At 45.5% G+C, this 16012-nt stretch carries 12 protein-coding genes and 1 pseudogene; 11 read left to right on the forward strand and 2 right to left on the reverse strand.

From position 1 onward, the window contains the following. The 4 genes and pseudogenes from QUB08_RS19415 to QUB08_RS19430 form a co-directional block, all read left to right on the forward strand. A pseudogene (locus QUB08_RS19415) lies at positions 1–846 on the forward strand (hypothetical protein); the annotation flags it as partial. Between the two features lie 369 nt (positions 847–1215). Then, positions 1216–2136: an NAD(+) kinase gene (locus QUB08_RS19420; RefSeq protein WP_333226232.1), complete on the forward strand. Its 921-nt coding sequence runs from the start codon at positions 1216–1218 to the stop codon at positions 2134–2136. Between the two features lie 236 nt (positions 2137–2372). Then, a complete protein-coding gene (locus QUB08_RS19425) occupies positions 2373–2858 on the forward strand; it encodes a hypothetical protein (RefSeq protein ID WP_333226233.1) in 486 nt (161 codons plus the stop codon). A 169-nt stretch (positions 2859–3027) separates the two neighbouring features. Beyond that, a complete protein-coding gene (locus QUB08_RS19430) occupies positions 3028–5004 on the forward strand; it encodes a carbamoyltransferase (protein ID WP_333226234.1) in 1977 nt (658 codons plus the stop codon). 49 nt (positions 5005–5053) lie between these two features. Here the strand turns inward: QUB08_RS19430 and QUB08_RS19435 are convergent, their stop codons facing one another. Beyond that, positions 5054–5221: a hypothetical protein gene (locus QUB08_RS19435; protein WP_333226235.1), complete on the reverse strand. Its 168-nt coding sequence runs from the start codon at positions 5219–5221 to the stop codon at positions 5054–5056. Here QUB08_RS19435 and QUB08_RS19440 point away from each other — a divergent pair. From QUB08_RS19440 to QUB08_RS19460, 5 genes are read left to right on the forward strand one after another with little or no spacing between them, the layout of a single operon-like run. Further along, positions 5220–5627, forward strand: a complete 408-nt coding sequence (locus tag QUB08_RS19440; protein ID WP_333226237.1) for an SxtJ family membrane protein — start codon at positions 5220–5222, stop codon at positions 5625–5627. The two genes, QUB08_RS19435 and QUB08_RS19440, sit on opposite strands and share 2 nt — an antisense overlap. Further along, positions 5628–5792: a DUF5989 family protein gene (locus QUB08_RS19445; protein WP_190657062.1), complete on the forward strand. Its 165-nt coding sequence runs from the start codon at positions 5628–5630 to the stop codon at positions 5790–5792. A gap of 4 nt (positions 5793–5796) precedes the next feature. Continuing rightward, positions 5797–7029: an SGNH/GDSL hydrolase family protein gene (locus QUB08_RS19450; RefSeq protein WP_333226239.1), complete on the forward strand. Its 1233-nt coding sequence runs from the start codon at positions 5797–5799 to the stop codon at positions 7027–7029. 13 nt (positions 7030–7042) lie between these two features. Next, positions 7043–8368 carry a hypothetical protein gene (locus tag QUB08_RS19455; protein ID WP_333226241.1) on the forward strand — a complete coding sequence of 442 codons (1326 nt, stop codon included), beginning with the start codon at positions 7043–7045 and terminating at the stop codon, positions 8366–8368. A 6-nt stretch (positions 8369–8374) separates the two neighbouring features. Then, positions 8375–9706, forward strand: a complete 1332-nt coding sequence (locus QUB08_RS19460; RefSeq protein ID WP_333226243.1) for a hypothetical protein — start codon at positions 8375–8377, stop codon at positions 9704–9706. Between the two features lie 276 nt (positions 9707–9982). Here the strand turns inward: QUB08_RS19460 and QUB08_RS19465 are convergent, their stop codons facing one another. Further along, positions 9983–11311: a hemolysin family protein gene (locus QUB08_RS19465; RefSeq protein WP_333226245.1), complete on the reverse strand. Its 1329-nt coding sequence runs from the start codon at positions 11309–11311 to the stop codon at positions 9983–9985. A 289-nt stretch (positions 11312–11600) separates the two neighbouring features. Here QUB08_RS19465 and mfd point away from each other — a divergent pair, with 289 nt between their 5' ends. Then, the gene (mfd, locus tag QUB08_RS19470) at positions 11601–15170 is read left to right on the forward strand and encodes a transcription-repair coupling factor (protein ID WP_333226247.1); all 3570 of its coding nucleotides are present in this window, start codon (positions 11601–11603) and stop codon (positions 15168–15170) included. Positions 15171–15302: 132 nt separating this feature from the next. Further along, positions 15303–15956: an S-layer homology domain-containing protein gene (locus QUB08_RS19475; protein ID WP_333226249.1), complete on the forward strand. Its 654-nt coding sequence runs from the start codon at positions 15303–15305 to the stop codon at positions 15954–15956. The last annotated feature ends 56 nt before the right edge of the window (positions 15957–16012 follow it).

A 16012-nucleotide genomic window follows, 5' to 3' on the forward strand; every position in this document is an offset into this window, starting at 1 on the left:
CCCGTTGCTGACACCCAACCCCTACTCCCCAAAATCAAATTCCTGTCAAGTGGAACGGGCATCTTGCCCGTTGCTGACACCCAACCCCTACTCCCCAAAATCAAATTCCTGTCAAGTGGAACGGGCATCTTGCCCGTTGCTGACACCCAACCCCTACTCCCCAAAATCAAATTCCTGTCAAGTGGAACGGGCATCTTGCCCGTTGCTGACACCCAACCCCTACTCCCCAAAATCAAATTCCTGTCAAGTGGAACGGGCATCTTGCCCGTTGCTGAGAATGCTGCAAGATATGAGTTAAAACCGATCGCAGCGAATGCAGCCACCCAAAAAGCACAATTGATTCCAGTCTCGCGACGGACAACAGTAGCCATCAGACAACTCAACCAATTGGCAGATTCGATCGACTCCAACGGATTCATGGCTATGTCGGGCAAGTACAATCCCAACACTTATTATAGAGAACGCGCTTACGTTTCAGGCCAGTACGATCGCGACTACGAAAACTTCAACCTCGGAGGCAAACAAGCAGCAGCCTTTAATTCCGTTGTAGCATTTACCAAAGCTCGCAAAATTCCCCTGATTTTCGTCAATTTGCCCCTCACCGACGACTACTTAGACGGAACTCGCCTGCGGGCAGAACAGCAGTTTCGGCAGCGAATGCAGCAACTCTCGCGGCAAAAAGGCTTCGCTTTCCGCGACTTGTCCCAGCGGTGGCCTGGCCGCAATGACTATTTTGTTGACCCCAGCCACCTCAACCGCTTTGGGGCCAGCGCAGTTTCTAGCCTACTCGCGGCCGATTCCAGCATTATCTGGCCACGGCCCAAATCCAGCCGCACCGAGGGGTAATACCATTTTCGATTTTCGATTTTCGATTTTCGTTTCGATTAAAGAATTGGGCATAACAGATGATATCAAATCCGCCCTTCATCGGAATTATTCATCTCTCTCTTCCCTTCCTCTGTATCCTCTGCGTCCTCTGTGGTTTAATCATTCGGATCTAACCGGAATTGATATGAGATAAGGGTTTGCAGCTTTCCAACAATTGCATTACTTTTTGAAACTGCTATAAACCAGAGGGAGAGTCTCCCAGGGGAGATGCCCTGTGGCATCGGAATAATATTTTTCCGAGTACAGTGCGATCGTCCCGGTCGCGGCAATTCAGTCTAAAATCTAATAATCTAAAATCTCAAATCTCAAATCTCAAATCGATAGGTTGTGCAACTAAAACAAGTAATTATCGCCCACAAAGCCAGAGATACCCTCAGCCAGCGGTGGGCAGAACAGTGTGCCCGCCAATTAGAAAGTCGCGGGTGTCAGGTTTTAATGGGGCCGAGTGGCCCCAAAGATAACCCGTATCCGGTGTTTTTAGCTTCTAGTAACAGCCCAATTGATTTAGCGGTAGTTCTGGGGGGCGACGGTACGGCCCTAGCTGCGGCGCGGAATTTGGCTGCTGACGGCATCCCGATTTTGGCAGCGAATGTGGGGGGACATCTGGGTTTTTTAACCGAGTCTTTTGATGATTTCCAAAATACTGAGGAGATTTGGGACAGACTTTCGGAAGACAGGTATGCTGTGCAGACGCGGATGATGTTGCAGGCAACAGTTTTTGAGGGAAACAGAAGCAATCTCGAACCCCAAAGCGATCGATTTTTGGCACTAAATGAAATGTGTGTCAAACCTGCTTCAGCCGATCGAATGCCGAGCTGTATTCTAGAAATGGAAGTTGACGGCGAAGTAGTCGATCAATATCAAGGCGACGGTTTAATTGTGGCAACTCCCACCGGTTCGACTTGCTACACCGCATCTGCCAACGGGCCGATTATGCACTCAGGAATGGAGGCGATCGCAGTTACTCCAATTTGCCCTTTGAGTTTATCCAGTCGGGCGATCGTCCTGCCGCCCGGTTCAGTCGTCAGCATTTGGCCTTTAGCAGATTACGAACTCAGTACCAAACTCTGGACAGACGGCATTTTAGGTACTGCAATTTGGCCGGGACAGCGCGTAGACGTGCGGAGGGCAGACTGCGAAGCCAAGTTTATCATTTTGCGGGAAAACTATTCTTATTTCAACACTTTGAGGGAAAAACTTCACTGGGCAGGAGCCAGAATTCGGTACAGCAACAATCACCGCAATTAATCCGAATCATTCAATAGACATCGCAAGAAATGCCAGTCTTGAACAGGCAGGATGCCTGTTCCACAATAATAATTATTGAAGAGGTCTAATATCAAGCCCCATTAACCTGTAGGGGCGAGTAGGCGTGAAAAAACCTGTTAAATCACCAACAATCTAGATACAAAAACCGCCAGATCCAACGCACAATTTCTGTACTCTGTTAAGATCGCTCAATATCTTGACAAACAGCCTGATCTATGCAGATTTTAAAAAAATCAACCCGACCTTTCAACCCTCAAGATACATATCCCTGTCCCGTGTGCCGCACCGGTCAAATTTCTACCATGCCGATGATGGACGCCCTAGCTTGCAACTTCTGCCAGCACATTTATACCGCAAGCGTTGAAAGACAATCGCTCCAAATGGCCGATCGCCAACCGCCCGTAACATGGCACTGGAACGGCAAACGGTGGATAGGAGCCCACCTCGAAGGCGTAGAATTCGGATGGCCCTACTTGGCAGCGGCTGTGGGTCTAATTTTCCTTCCCACTACCTTGCTGGGACTTTCAGCTTACTATTTTCCCCCGGTTCCCGGCAGCCGGTTGTCGTGGCTGCCAGCAGCTTGGACAGGCTTAGCTTTTTTGTCCCATTTAGGCATTGTGCTGTGGTTGATAGGTGAATTTTATCAATTCCCGGTGGTCACTTACTTCAGAGCTTGGGGGCGCAGGATACGCCGGCGCTAGCTAAAATGCTCTCTAACAGCCGATCGTCCGAGGACGTTGCACCGACATCGATCCAGGTAAAATTAGAGGCGAGCGCAAAATTCAATTCCCAATCAGCACTTAAGCAGCTATAATCGTTAGCTATTCTAAATAGTCAAAAGCAAACGCATTGCGATTTGTGAGGAGAGCGATGAACATACTTGGAATCTCGGCGTACTATCACGACAGCGCCGCAGCCTTAATTCGCGACGGAGAAATTATAGCAGCAGCGCAGGAAGAAAGATTTTCCCGCAAAAAGCATGACGCCAGATTCCCTAAGAATGCGATCGCTTATTGCTTGAAAGAAGCGCAAATAGATTTGCGGGAACTCGATCAAATAGTCTTTTACGACAAACCTTTAGTCAAATTCGAGCGACTTCTCGAAACCTATTTAGCCTACGCACCCCAAGGTTTTCGCTCTTTCCTAGCAGCCATGCCGATATGGCTCAAAGAAAAGCTTTACCTCAAAACCATGCTCAAAAGAGATCTGGCAGAAATAGCAAACTGCAAAACGAATAAACTGCCATCTCTGCTATTTACCGAACACCACCAATCGCACGCAGCATCGGCATTTTTCCCCAGCCCCTTTGAAAAAGCAGCCGTTTTGTGCCTCGACGGCGTGGGCGAGTGGGCCACAACCTCAGTTTGGTTGGGAGACGGCAACCAACTTACACCTCAGTGGGAAATCGATTTTCCCCACTCCTTGGGTTTGCTTTATTCAGCTTTCACCTATTACACCGGCTTCAAAGTCAACTCTGGTGAATACAAACTCATGGGTTTAGCTCCTTACGGCGAACCCAAGTATGTAGACAAGATTCTCAACTATTTAATCGACCTCAAAGATGACGGAACTTTCCGTTTGAACATGGATTATTTCAACTATACAGTTGGCTTAACCATGACCAATAAGAAGTTTGACGAACTATTTGAAGGGCCGCCGCGTCAAGCTGAAGGAAAATTGACTCAGCGAGAAATGGACATTGCCGCTTCCATTCAAGTTGTTACCGAAGAAGTTGTTTTGCGGCTGTGCAGAACAGTTAAAAAAGAATTGGATGTCGATTATCTTTGTATGGCCGGCGGCGTTGCTCTCAACTGTGTTGCTAACGGCAGACTCTTGCGCGAAGGTATTTTCAAAGATATTTGGATTCAGCCGGCAGCGGGAGATGCTGGCGGTGCTTTGGGCGCGGCTTTGGCGATTTGGTACCAGTATTGCGAACAAACTCGCACTGTGAGCGCCAACTCGACAGCAAATAGTATAGAATCCCTCAAAACTGAACTTATCACTACAAACGCAGCGGTTGAGGAGAGGACTGAAGTTCTCACTGCAAACCCAGCGGTGGCAACTGTGGCGAAGTCTGTTGCTCATTTAACTTGTCACGATCAAATGCGCGGCTCTTATTTGGGGCCGAGGTTTACTGACGCAGAAATTATCGAATATTTGGATGCTGTCAAAGCCAGCTATCACCGATTGGACGATGCCGAATTAATGCCACAGTTGGCTGAGATTTTGGAACAGGGAAATGTGGTGGGATGGTTCCAAGGGCGGATGGAATTTGGGCCGCGGGCTCTGGGCGGTCGATCGATCATTGGCGATCCCCGCAGTGCTAAAATGCAGTCCGTGATGAACCTGAAAATTAAATATCGGGAATCTTTTCGACCTTTTGCTCCGTCAATCTTAGCCGAGCGAGTTGCGGATTATTTCGAGATTGACCATTCTAGCCCTTATATGCTATTGGTAGCACCTGTCAAAGCCAGTCTCCGCATTCCGATGACTCCCGAACAAGAGCAGTTGTTTGGCATTGAAAAGCTCAACATTCCGCGATCGGAGATTCCGTCTGTTACCCACGTCGATTACTCGGCTCGCATTCAAACTGTTCACAAAGAAACCAATCCTCGCTACTATGACTTAATCAGCCATTTTGAAAAGCGATCGGGCTGTTCTATTGTGGTAAATACTTCTTTCAACGTCCGAGGCGAACCCATTGTTTGCACTCCAGAGGATGCTTACCGCTGTTTCATGCGAACCGAAATGGACTATCTGGTTTTGGAAAATTACTTGCTTCCCAAGTCCGAACAAATTCCTTGGAAACAAGATGATGCTTGGAAAAATGAATTTGAATTGGATTAATTATTAGTCAGTTGGCAGTGGGCAGTGGTGATTTGTTAGTTGGCAATTGTCATTCTTCCTTCTTCCCTCTTCCCTCTTCCTTCTTCCTTCTTTCTTCTTCCTTCTTCCTTCTTCCCTCTTCCTTCTTCCCTCTTCCTTCTTCCTTCTTCCCTCTTCCCTCTTCCTTCTTCCCTCTTCCTTCTTCCCTCTTCCTTCTTCCTTCTTCCTTCTTCCCCATGAGCGACGAAATTAAAAAACTCGACAAAAAAGGCTTGCGCGATTTCGGGCTGCTAATTGGCGGCTTGATTGCAGTGCTGTTCGGTTTAGCAGTACCTTTACTGCGGCGGCATTCTCTACCTTGGTGGCCTTGGGCAATCTGCGGAGTGATGGTGCTGCTAGCATTGGTGGCGCCGAAATCGCTTAATCCCGTTTATCACACGTGGATGCGCTTTGGACTTATTCTTAACAAAATCGAAACGCCGATCGTCCTAGGGATAGTTTTTTACCTGATAGTTTGGCCGATGGGAGTGATCAAAAACATTTTCGGCGAAGATGCCATGCGGCGCAAACTAAATCCGAAAATGGATACTTACCGCGTCCCCAGTAAAGCAAGAACAAAAGTTAGTATGGAGCGTCCTTTTTAAGTGTTTGAAGCAACTTTAGATTTTCTCAAAGATTTGTGGGCGTTTATGAAAGAACGCCAAAAGTATTGGCTGTTGCCGCTCATTGTGACTTTAGTCTTTTTGGGAGCTTTGATTGTATTGAGTCAGGGTTCTGTGATTGCTCCATTTATTTACACGCTGTTTTGAAATAATGAGCAAGTTGAAAGATTTGGGTGTCAATTTGGGTTTGACACTCGGCGGTTTATTGATGGGGGTGGTAATTGGTGAAGTTGGGTTGCGAGTTGCTAGAGTTGAGGGCTATCCAAAAATAGGAGATTTCGCAGACTCGGCGCCAACTCGTTTTCACACTTCCGATCCGAATTTGGGCTGGAAGCTGAAACCTGGTGTGTCGGGCGAGTGGAATGGGGAAGGTGCGAGTTTTGTGCAGGTGAATAGCGAGGGTTTGCGCGATCGTGAACATACAAAAGCAAAACCTCCAAATACTTTGCGCGTTGCGGTTTTGGGCGATTCTTTCACCGAAGCAATTCACGTACCTGTCGAACAAACTTTCTGGTCAAAATTGGAACGAAAGTTAGGCAACTGCAAAGCTGTTAAGGGACGCAAAAATGTTGAGGTAATTAATTTCGGGGTGCAGGGCTACGGTACTGCTCAAGAATTAATTATGCTGCGAAAAAAAGTGTGGGATTACAGTCCTGATATTGTAGTTCTTGCATTTTTTATTGGCAATGATGTGATAAATAATTCTCCGAAACTGGAATACGATCGCTACCGACCATTTTTTGCTTATGATGCTAGTGGCAAGTTAGTACCGGATATGTCTTTTCGCAACCTGCCGCCGATCGATCGCAACGAAAGAGCAGTTTCCTTTGTAGACAGGATGCCAAGTTGGCTAGTCAACAATTCGCGCATTTTGCAGGTTATTAAAAAAGTAGACTTAGAAAGGAAAAAGCGCGAGTTATCTGAGGATTTTACCACTTTAAGTACCCAAAACCTCAAGGAACCTCAGAATGCAGCTTGGCAAGAGGCTTGGAGGGTGACAGAGGGTTTGATTGTGACGATGCGGAATGAAGTCGTGCAGAAAAATGCTGATTTCTTGGTTGTGACGATCGGCGATCCGATGCAAGTTAGACCGGAGGCCCTGGTGCGAAAAGATTTTATGACAAAGAACAACATTCAGGATTTGTTTTATCCCGATAGGCGGCTAAAAAAATTGGGCGCGCGCGAGGGTTTTCGGGTACTGAATTTATCCGAACAGATCCAAGGTTACACGGACAAATATCAAGTATGCGCCCACGGTTTTGAGAATTCTGTACCCTGTGGAGGTCACTGGAATGAACTCGGACATCGGCTGGCTAGTATCCTGATTAACCGAAATTTGTGCCAACAACTGAAGCAGTCTCAACTCCCCAAAAAACAACCGTAATCAGTCAAATTTCATGAAAGATTCAACTGCGCTGAAAAAAGGCAAAAATATATTAATTATAATGGCGGTTAATTTGGCGATCGCCTTTATTTGTCTGGAAGCTTTATCGCTAGCTTTTTATTTTATCAACCAAAAGCAGTTTTTTTATACCCGAACAAAAGCCAAAGAAAAAGTAGTAGAAGATATTGAAAGAATCGGCATTAGACTTGATGAATCTATCGTGGAAAGACTCCACCCCCTTTTTGGGTATGTGCTAAAACAAGGTGCTTTCACCAATGAAAAATTAAAGTTAAAAGTCAACAAACAGGGTTTTTTTTCCCTCTACGAATATCCGGTTGTAAAAACCAATAAAAATCAAGTTATCATCGGAGTTTTTGGCGGTTCAGTTGCGAATAATTTTGCCGTTACTGAATACGTAAATCGTCGATTGTCTAACAAATTGAAGACTTATCCAGAATTTGCCAACAAGGAAATTATTGTTTTAAATTTTGGCAACGGAGGCTACAAACAGCCGCAACAATTGTTAATTTTAAATTACTTTTTGGCTTTGGGTCAAGAGTTAGATATAGTCATCAATATTGACGGTTTTAACGAAGTAGCACTGTCAAATTTAAACAACAAAGCCCAAGTTGAAATAGGAATGCCCAGCGTTCAGCACATACAGCCGTTAACAGGTTTAGCGAGCAATAACTTATCGCCAGAAGTGATGAGTTCCATAGTGAAAATTAACGAAACCAAAAAACAATTGAAAGCAGGTATTGACAAATTGGAAACTTGTCAACTTGCTTTGTGTCACGCTGTCACCTCGCTACAGGTGAAACAATTAGTCAACAATTACCAGCAAGCAGTGATCAAGTACGATTCGCAAGTTAAACCATCCAACCCAGATACGGCAAATAGCAGTATAGTGTACATTCCCAAAGCTGACTCTGTTTTGCAGGATGCCGCTGCTTTTGACAAAATGGCATCAATGTGGTACCAATCGTCGATCGGGATGAATCAAATTTTATCAAGTAGAAAGATTAAGTATTTTCACTTTATCCAGCCCAACCAGTATTATCCCACTAAGCGAGCGTTTACCGCCAAGGAAAAGGAAATCGCGATTAACAAAGAGAGTCCCTACATTGAAGGGGTGAAAAAAGGTTATCCGGTATTGTTGTCTAAAGTCGATGATTTGCAAAAAGCTGGGGTTAATGTTTTTAACGCAGTGAATATTTTAGATAATACCAAAGAGACGGTTTACAAAGATGCCTGCTGCCACTATAATTCAGTCGGAGACGAAGTATTGGCAAACTATGTTTCTAATTCGATTATTAAGGTAGTAAGAGAGTCGAAATAAAGGTTTATGAAAGATTTAAAATTCCTCAAAAAAGGACAAGAAGTTCTCAAGATAACTTTGATTAACTTAGCGCTTTTACTGTTTTTCCTGGAACTAGGTTCTTTGGGATGGTATTTTGTCAAGCACAAGCAATTTTTCTATACTAGAGAACAAGTGCAAGATAAGTCGGATTTAGGAATAAATTTAGAAGGAGTGCGGCTGAATCAGTCTATTGTCGAAAGATTTCATCCTTTTTTTGGGTTTATTCAAAAACCCAGCCGCGATTTTCGACCTGGTTTTAAAGTCAATAATTATGGGTTTATTTCTCCTTACGATTACCCTCTCAAAAAAACTAAAAATAATCAGTTTTTTATCGGAGTTTTTGGCGGTTCTGTGGCTTCCGATTATGCAATATTTCAAGTTCAGAATGAAATTTTACCTAAATACCTCAAACAGTTGCCCGGTTTAAAAGATAAAGAATTTGTAATTTTGTCTTTTGCAACTGGAGGCTACAAACAGCCGCAGCAATTATTAATTTTAAACTACTTTTTGGCTTTAGGTCAAGAATTAGATATGGTCGTCAATATAGATGGTTTTAATGAAGTAGCACTTTCTAATTTAAACAATAAAAATCAAGTCGATTTAGCTATGCCAAGCATTCAGCATATTTTGCCACTGGCTAACTTCGCGAATAATAGCCTTTCTACTAAGGCTATGGAAGCAACTCTCAGAATTCAACAAAATAAAACTAGGATTAATCAGGGTTTGTCAAGTTTGCAAAACTGCTCTTTAGCTGCGTGCAATGCTGTGACTTCTGTTTACGTTCAACATCTAGTAAATAACTATAAAACAGATGTTCTTAAGTTTGAAGAAGAACAGACTAAACAACAAAAAGATGACAGTAGCAGCGTTATTTATATCAATACTAATAAGGCGGTTTTACAGGATTCCGTAGCTTTTGAAAAAATGGCAGGGAATTGGGCAAAAAGTTCAATTTTTATGCACAAAGTGTTGTCAGCTAGTAATGTGCCTTATTTTCATGTTCTTCAGCCTAATCAATATTATCAGACGAAAAGGGTGTTTGGTGAAGCTGAAAAGCAGATTGCTTTTAACAAGGAGACTCCTTATGCTAAATCTGTACAAATTGGATATCCGGCTCTTTTCAAGAAGTTTCCGAATTTGGAAAAAAATAATATTAATATATTGAATGCTGTAAATGTATTTGACAAGACTAAAGAGGCAGTTTATGTAGATAGCTGCTGCCACTACAATCAAGCTGGAGAGGTAGTTTTTAGCAATTATGTGGGCCGTTCTATTCTGGAATCTTTGCGGAAAAATGAAAGAAAAAACAAGAAGTGATATTATGTCTGGTTGATTCGTTATTGTACAATTTGCGAACTCGTAGGGGCGGGTTCACCAACAATATATAACGATAACCAACAATATATAAAAACCCGCCCCACTCACCAATAATTCACATCAACCTGATATTTATATTTAATTCCTAAATGTAGGTGATGATTTATCGTTGGGTAGGGGCGGGTTTTTGAGATTGTTTGTTTCCGGCGATGATGGTTGGTGAACCCGCCCCTACGGGTATTATGTCGATGGATTAAAATTACATGGTTTTTAGTTTTAGGTTTTTGGCTTGCTGGGGGAGCGATCGCCCGCTGAGTCGATCGGCATTACCAAGATTTTATCAACTCGGTTCCCGTCCATATCGACTACTTCCACACGCAAACCGTTCCACTCAAAATGCTCGGCTGCTGTGGGAATTTTGCCCAAATTTGTAATCACAAAACCGCCCATTGTGTGATAACTTCCTTTGTGTTCTGCTGACTCTTCGATTCCAAACAGCTCGAAAAAATCTTCTACTGCTAGCATTCCGTCTAACAGCCAAGAACCATCCTCGCGCTGCACCGCTTCCGGCTCGTCAGCATCTTCAATCGAGGGAAAGTCGCCAACGAGTTCAACTAAAATGTCGTTGACTGTAACCAATCCTTGAATGACGCCGTATTCGTCTACTACCAAGGCAATTTGATTGCTAGATTGTTTGAAAAGTTCTAATACTTTTAAACCCCGCGTGCTTTCCGGTACAAATAACGGTCGTCGTAAAGAAGCGCTTAAATCTAGGGGTTGACCAGTTAAAGTCCGAGACAGCATATCAGTAACGTGTACTAAACCGACAACGTTGTCGAGTCCTCCCTGACACACGGGAAACCGAGAATGACCACTACCGAGCATTTTTTGGCGGTTTTCTTCCACTGAATCGTCGAGGTCGAGCCAGGTAAGATCGGGACGCGGGGTCATTAAGGCGCTGACTCGCCGATCGCCCAAACGAAAGACTCTTTCCACCATATCTTGTTCGGCTTCTTCAAAGGTTCCGGCTTCTGTTCCTTGCTCTATTAAAACTTTAATTTCTTCCTCTGTAACTTGCGGTTCTGTAGAAGGCACAATCCCCATGATCCGCATCACTAAGTCAGTGGAATAACTTAACAGATAAACCGCAGGAGCGCCAATTTTTGAGAGCATTCGCATGGGAATTGCTACGCTTGAGGCGATCGGCTCCGGGTTGTTGAGTGCCAGCCGCTTCGGCACGAGTTCACCGATAATTAAGGTCAGATAAGTGATCGTTAAAATTGCTACTACTGAGGCGATCGTCTGAGAGTAGGGCGCGAGGGCAGGAATCAGCCGCAACAAAGGCTCTACCCTTTTAGCAATAGTCGTTTCTCCGAAAGCGCCCGACAGAATGGCCAGCATCGTAATCCCGATTTGAACTGTCGGCAAGAACTGATTGGGGGCATTAGCCAGATCCAAGGCTACACGGGCATTGATCGAACCTTGGTTGGCCATCTGTTGCAGTCTCACCTTCCGTACAGAGATGATGGCCATCTCTGACATCACAAACAAGCCGTTGAGGAAAATCAGCAGGAGAACAATCAGAATATCGGTACTTGGGGACATTTCTAAAATTTTCGGTAGTAACGGCGAAGCGCTCTGCCCGGTTAAAGGAGAGGTCTGGAAGCTGCGAATCTCGATCGCAAAATCGAAATTTTTTCTAAACCTGTCACTAGATTAACGGAACTGGCTCGATCTCGATCGCAGGATCGACATATTAAAGCAGAAATCTATCTCCAGTTAAGTTCCCAGCCGTCAACAGCAGAGCGGCACAATCATGGATGTTTGTCGTACAATCTCCTTAACAGGCAAAGGGAAAGAGCCTTCGCCGCTCAGGGATTAAAATTAAAAGCGCATGACTTTCTCTTCAATAATTCGTACCCTGGGGCGATCGCCCCTAGCCACAGAACTCCTCAACAAGCTCAAGCGCCATCGCTACGTGCAACTGTCCGGCGTAGCCCGCTTGCCCAAAGGTTTAGTAGCTTCCGCCCTCGCACAGCAAGAAGGGCGGAGTTTACTGGTAGTGACGGCAACTCTAGAAGAAGCGGGCCGCTGGGTGGCAGGGCTGGAGGCTATGGGCTGGCAGACTGTGCATTTTTACCCAACTTCGGAGGCTTCGCCCTACGAGCTATCTTACTCCGACGAGAACGAAATGACTTGGGGACAAATGCAGGTGCTGGCGGATTTGGTCGAGAAACGAGAAACAAACGCTAATTCTAAGCCGATCGCGATTGTAGCTACCGAAAGAGCTCTCCAGTCTCACTTACCGCCACCTGCTGCTTTTGAACCCTACTGTCTGACGCTGAAGCGAGGTGCGGTTCAAGACTCGAAGATTTTAGATCGCCAACTGGTGTCGATGGGGTACGATCGGGTGACTCTGGTGGAAATGGAGGGCCAGTGGAGTCGCCGGGGCGATATTGTCGATGTGTTTCCGGTAGCCGCGGAGTTGCCAGTGCGGCTGGAATGGTTCGGAGATAATTTGGAGCAAATTCGGGAGTTTGACCCGTCTTCCCAGCGATCGCTCGATAAGGTCGAGCGATTAGTTTTAACTCCTACTAATTTTAACACAATTATTAAAGCAGTTTTATCTGAAAAAAAGCTTGACGAAATCAACCACCTAGGCTCGGTTGACCCCGAAAATGAAGCGCAAAATGAAGGGGAAAAATTTGTCCGCAGGCTGTTGGGTTTAGCGTTCGAGCAACCTGCATCTTTGTTGGATTATTTGCCAGAAAACACTTTAGTTGTTATTGACGAACCCCAAGGGTGCGAAGCTCACAGCGACCGCTGGTTTGAGAATGCACAGGAACAGTGGAATAATTGCAATCGGGAATCGGCAGTTGCTGGTGAGGCAACAGAAAACTTGCCAATTGCTAATTTGAAAGTTCCGAAAATTCACCGCACTTTTGCTGAATCTATGGCAGATGTCGCAGCTTTCGATCGGCTAGAACTTTCAGAATTGGCAGAAGATTCTACGGCTAAAAAATTTCAAAGCTCCTCCGGGGATGACCAGCTACCGTCTGCGATTAATTTGGCTTCTCGGCCTGTGCCGGTGATGCCTCACCAATTTGCGAAGCTGTCTCAAATGCTCAGGGAAGAGCGCGATCGCGGGTTTACCATTTTTCTGGTTTCTGCTCAACCGAGTCGATCGGTTTCTCTGCTGTCGGAACACGACTGTCCGGCTCAGTTTGTGGTGAATCCGCGCGATTTTTTGGCGATCGACAAGTTGCAATTGCAGCACATTCCAGTGGCTTTGAAGTACAGCGGGCTGGCAGAATTGGAAGGTTTTATTCTGCCGACTTTTCGGATTGTGTTAATTACCGATCGGGAATTTTACGGTCAGCATTCTTTGGCTACTTTTAGCTACGTCCGCAAGCGCCGTCGCGCTGCTTCTAAGCAAGTAGACCCGAATAAATTGAGTCCGGGTGATTATGTGGTTCACCGCCAGCACGGAGTGGGCAAATTTCTCAAGTTGGAACGTTTGACGATCGATCGCGAAACTCGCGAATATTTATTGATTCAATACGCTGATGGTACCCTGAGAGTGGCGGCAGATCAATTGGGCGCTTTGTCGAGGTTTCGGACTGTAGGCGATAAAGTACCAGATTTAAACAAGCTGACAGGTCAAACTTGGGAAAAAACTAAAACCAAGGTTCGCAAAGCTGTTAAGAAATTGGCAGTGGATTTGCTGAATCTTTATGCTAAAAGAGCTAAACAAACAGGTTACGCTTTCCCTGCTGATATGCCTTGGCAACAAGAATTAGAGGATTCTTTTCCTTACCAGCCAACCCCGGATCAGTTGAAGGCAACTCAGGATGTGAAACGCGACATGGAGGGCGATCGACCGATGGATCGCTTGGTCTGTGGCGATGTTGGTTTTGGTAAGACAGAAGTTGCTCTGAGAGCGATTTTTAAGGCGGTTACGGCGGGCAAGCAGGTGGCTTTGCTCGCACCGACGACGATTTTGACCCAACAGCACTATCACACGCTCTCGGAGCGTTTTTCCCCTTATCCGATCGAAGTTGGTTTGCTCAATCGCTTTCGCACTGAAACCGAGCGCCGAGAGATTCACAAGCGTTTGGCGACTGGGGAATTAGATGTGATTGTCGGTACTCAAGCTGTTTTGAGCAAGGCGATTAAATTTCGGGATTTGGGCTTGTTGGTGGTGGATGAAGAACAGCGGTTTGGAGTTAAGCAAAAGGAAGCTATTAAATCTCTCAAAACAGAGGTAGATGTTCTGACTCTGACAGCAACGCCAATTCCCCGGACTTTGTATATGTCGCTGTCGGGGATTCGCGAGATGAGTTTGATTTCGACTCCGCCTCCCAGCAGGCGCCCGATTCAGACGCATTTGGCTCCCTATAACCCGGAAGTGGTGCGATCGGCAATTCGTCAAGAATTGGACAGGGGCGGTCAGGTTTTTTACGTGGTGCCGCGGATTGAGGGGATTGATGAGTTGGCCGTTCAGTTGCAGGAGATGGTACCGTCTGCCAGAATTGCGATCGCCCACGGTCAAATGGAGGCGTCGGAACTAGAATCAATCATGCTGACTTTCAGTGCGGCGGATTTCGATATTTTGGTGTGCACGACGATTATTGAGTCGGGTTTGGATATTCCGCGAGTCAATACTATTTTAATTGAAGACGCGCAGAAGTTTGGTTTGGGTCAGCTTTACCAGTTGCGGGGACGGGTGGGACGCGCGGGAATTCAAGCTCATGCTTGGCTGTTTTATCCGAAGCAGAACCAACTGTCTGATGCTGCAAGGCAGAGGCTGCGGGCTATTCAAGAGTTTGCCCAGTTGGGATCGGGCTATCAGTTGGCTGTCCGAGATATGGAAATTCGCGGTTCGGGTGATGTTTTGGGTACTGAACAATCTGGTCAAATGGAGGCGATCGGTTTTGATTTGTATGCTGAAATGTTAGAGGAGGCTATTCGGGAAATTAAGGGTCAGGAAATTCCGAAAGTGGAGGACGCGCAAATCGACCTGACTTTGACGGCGTTTATTCCTGCTGATTACATCGCAGATTTGGATCAAAAGATGAGCGCTTACCGATCTGTGGCGAATGCTAATACCCCTGAAGAATTACAGCAGATTCAGGCTGATTGGTGCGATCGTTATGGGCCAATTCCTCTGCCAGCCCAGCAACTTATCCGTGTTGTCGAACTCAAACAAATTGCTAAAAAAATCGGTTTTTCTCGGATCAAACCGGAGAATAAGCAGAACATAGTTTTGGAAACGGCGATGGAAGAGCCTGCTTGGAATTTGCTCAAGGCTAATTTGCCGGAACATTTGCGCTCTCGTTTTGTCTACAGCAAGGGGAAGGTTACTATTCGAGGTATGGCGGTTTTGACGGCCCAAAAGCAATTGGATAATTTGATTGATTGGCTGGGTAAAATGCAGGGCGCTTTGCCGGAAGCAAATGTTTGATTTTAATATATAATCCCCAAATCTCGCGCACCGCCGAAACCACAGAATAATACCGATGGAACCATAAAAAATCTTACTGCTGTTTTCATGATGGTTTTAGCGACAGAAAGGATTAAAATCGTGAAAAAGTTAGTGAGTATTTTTTTGGCGATCGCGCTAGTGCAAGGAGTCCCAATGGCGGTTCAATCTCAACAAATAATTGACCAGATAGATCGGGTTGTGAGTGCTGGATTGATGAATAAAGATGCCAGTGGCAATTTTAATGCTGAGGGCCTTGTAAGTCGCGCCGATTTGGCGGTGATTTTAGTGAAAACTTTTGGTTTGGAACGCCGGAAAACCGCTCAGAAACCGGATAGGGAATTGCCTGATGTCCCGAAGAGTTACTGGGCTTATAGTGCGATTCAAACTGCTTTGAAAACGGGAACGATGAGTGGATACCGCGACGGAATGTTTTTCCCAAATCAAAGGGTGACTCGCGCTGAAGCTTTGGCGATTTTTGCTCAAGCTTACGGGGTTTTTCAGTTTCCCGATCTCAGCATTTCCGAAATTTTAGCTAAGTATCCAGATGCAGGCGAAATTCCTAATTGGGCTAGAAAGTCTCTGGCTACTGCACTTTATGAAGGGTTTGTTAATGTTGATCTGGCAACTAATAAGATTAATCCTTTGAAGCCGATGACTCGTGGGGATATCGCTTACGCTTTGAGCAAGTATTTGGAGCGGCAAGTAAGGCCCACTTCTTTGCCTGTCCCGGACGAGGAGCCTCCCGATCGCGGCGTGGGAAGGTGATAGTTGTTCTGCATTTAAATTTAATTTTTTGGGCGGGCAGGATGCCCACCCCACAA

This window comes from Microcoleus sp. BR0-C5 (assembly GCF_036705045.1).
GTDB lineage: Bacteria > Cyanobacteriota > Cyanobacteriia > Cyanobacteriales > Microcoleaceae > Microcoleus.

What these genes read in the sequence shown, in the direction of transcription:
- QUB08_RS19425 (WP_333226233.1), top strand. Translation starts at nt 2,373, where the DNA reads ATGCAGATTTTAAAAAAATCAACCCGACCTTTCAACCCTCAAGATACA.
- QUB08_RS19430 (WP_333226234.1), top strand. Translation starts at nt 3,028, where the DNA reads ATGAACATACTTGGAATCTCGGCGTACTATCACGACAGCGCCGCAGCC.
- QUB08_RS19440 (WP_333226237.1), top strand. Translation starts at nt 5,220, where the DNA reads ATGAGCGACGAAATTAAAAAACTCGACAAAAAAGGCTTGCGCGATTTC.
- QUB08_RS19435 (WP_333226235.1), bottom strand. Translation starts at nt 5,221, where the DNA reads ATGGGGAAGAAGGAAGAAGGAAGAAGGAAGAGGGAAGAAGGAAGAGGG.
- QUB08_RS19450 (WP_333226239.1), top strand. Translation starts at nt 5,797, where the DNA reads ATGAGCAAGTTGAAAGATTTGGGTGTCAATTTGGGTTTGACACTCGGC.
- QUB08_RS19455 (WP_333226241.1), top strand. Translation starts at nt 7,043, where the DNA reads ATGAAAGATTCAACTGCGCTGAAAAAAGGCAAAAATATATTAATTATA.
- QUB08_RS19460 (WP_333226243.1), top strand. Translation starts at nt 8,375, where the DNA reads ATGAAAGATTTAAAATTCCTCAAAAAAGGACAAGAAGTTCTCAAGATA.
- QUB08_RS19465 (WP_333226245.1), bottom strand. Translation starts at nt 11,311, where the DNA reads ATGTCCCCAAGTACCGATATTCTGATTGTTCTCCTGCTGATTTTCCTC.
- mfd (WP_333226247.1), top strand. Translation starts at nt 11,601, where the DNA reads ATGACTTTCTCTTCAATAATTCGTACCCTGGGGCGATCGCCCCTAGCC.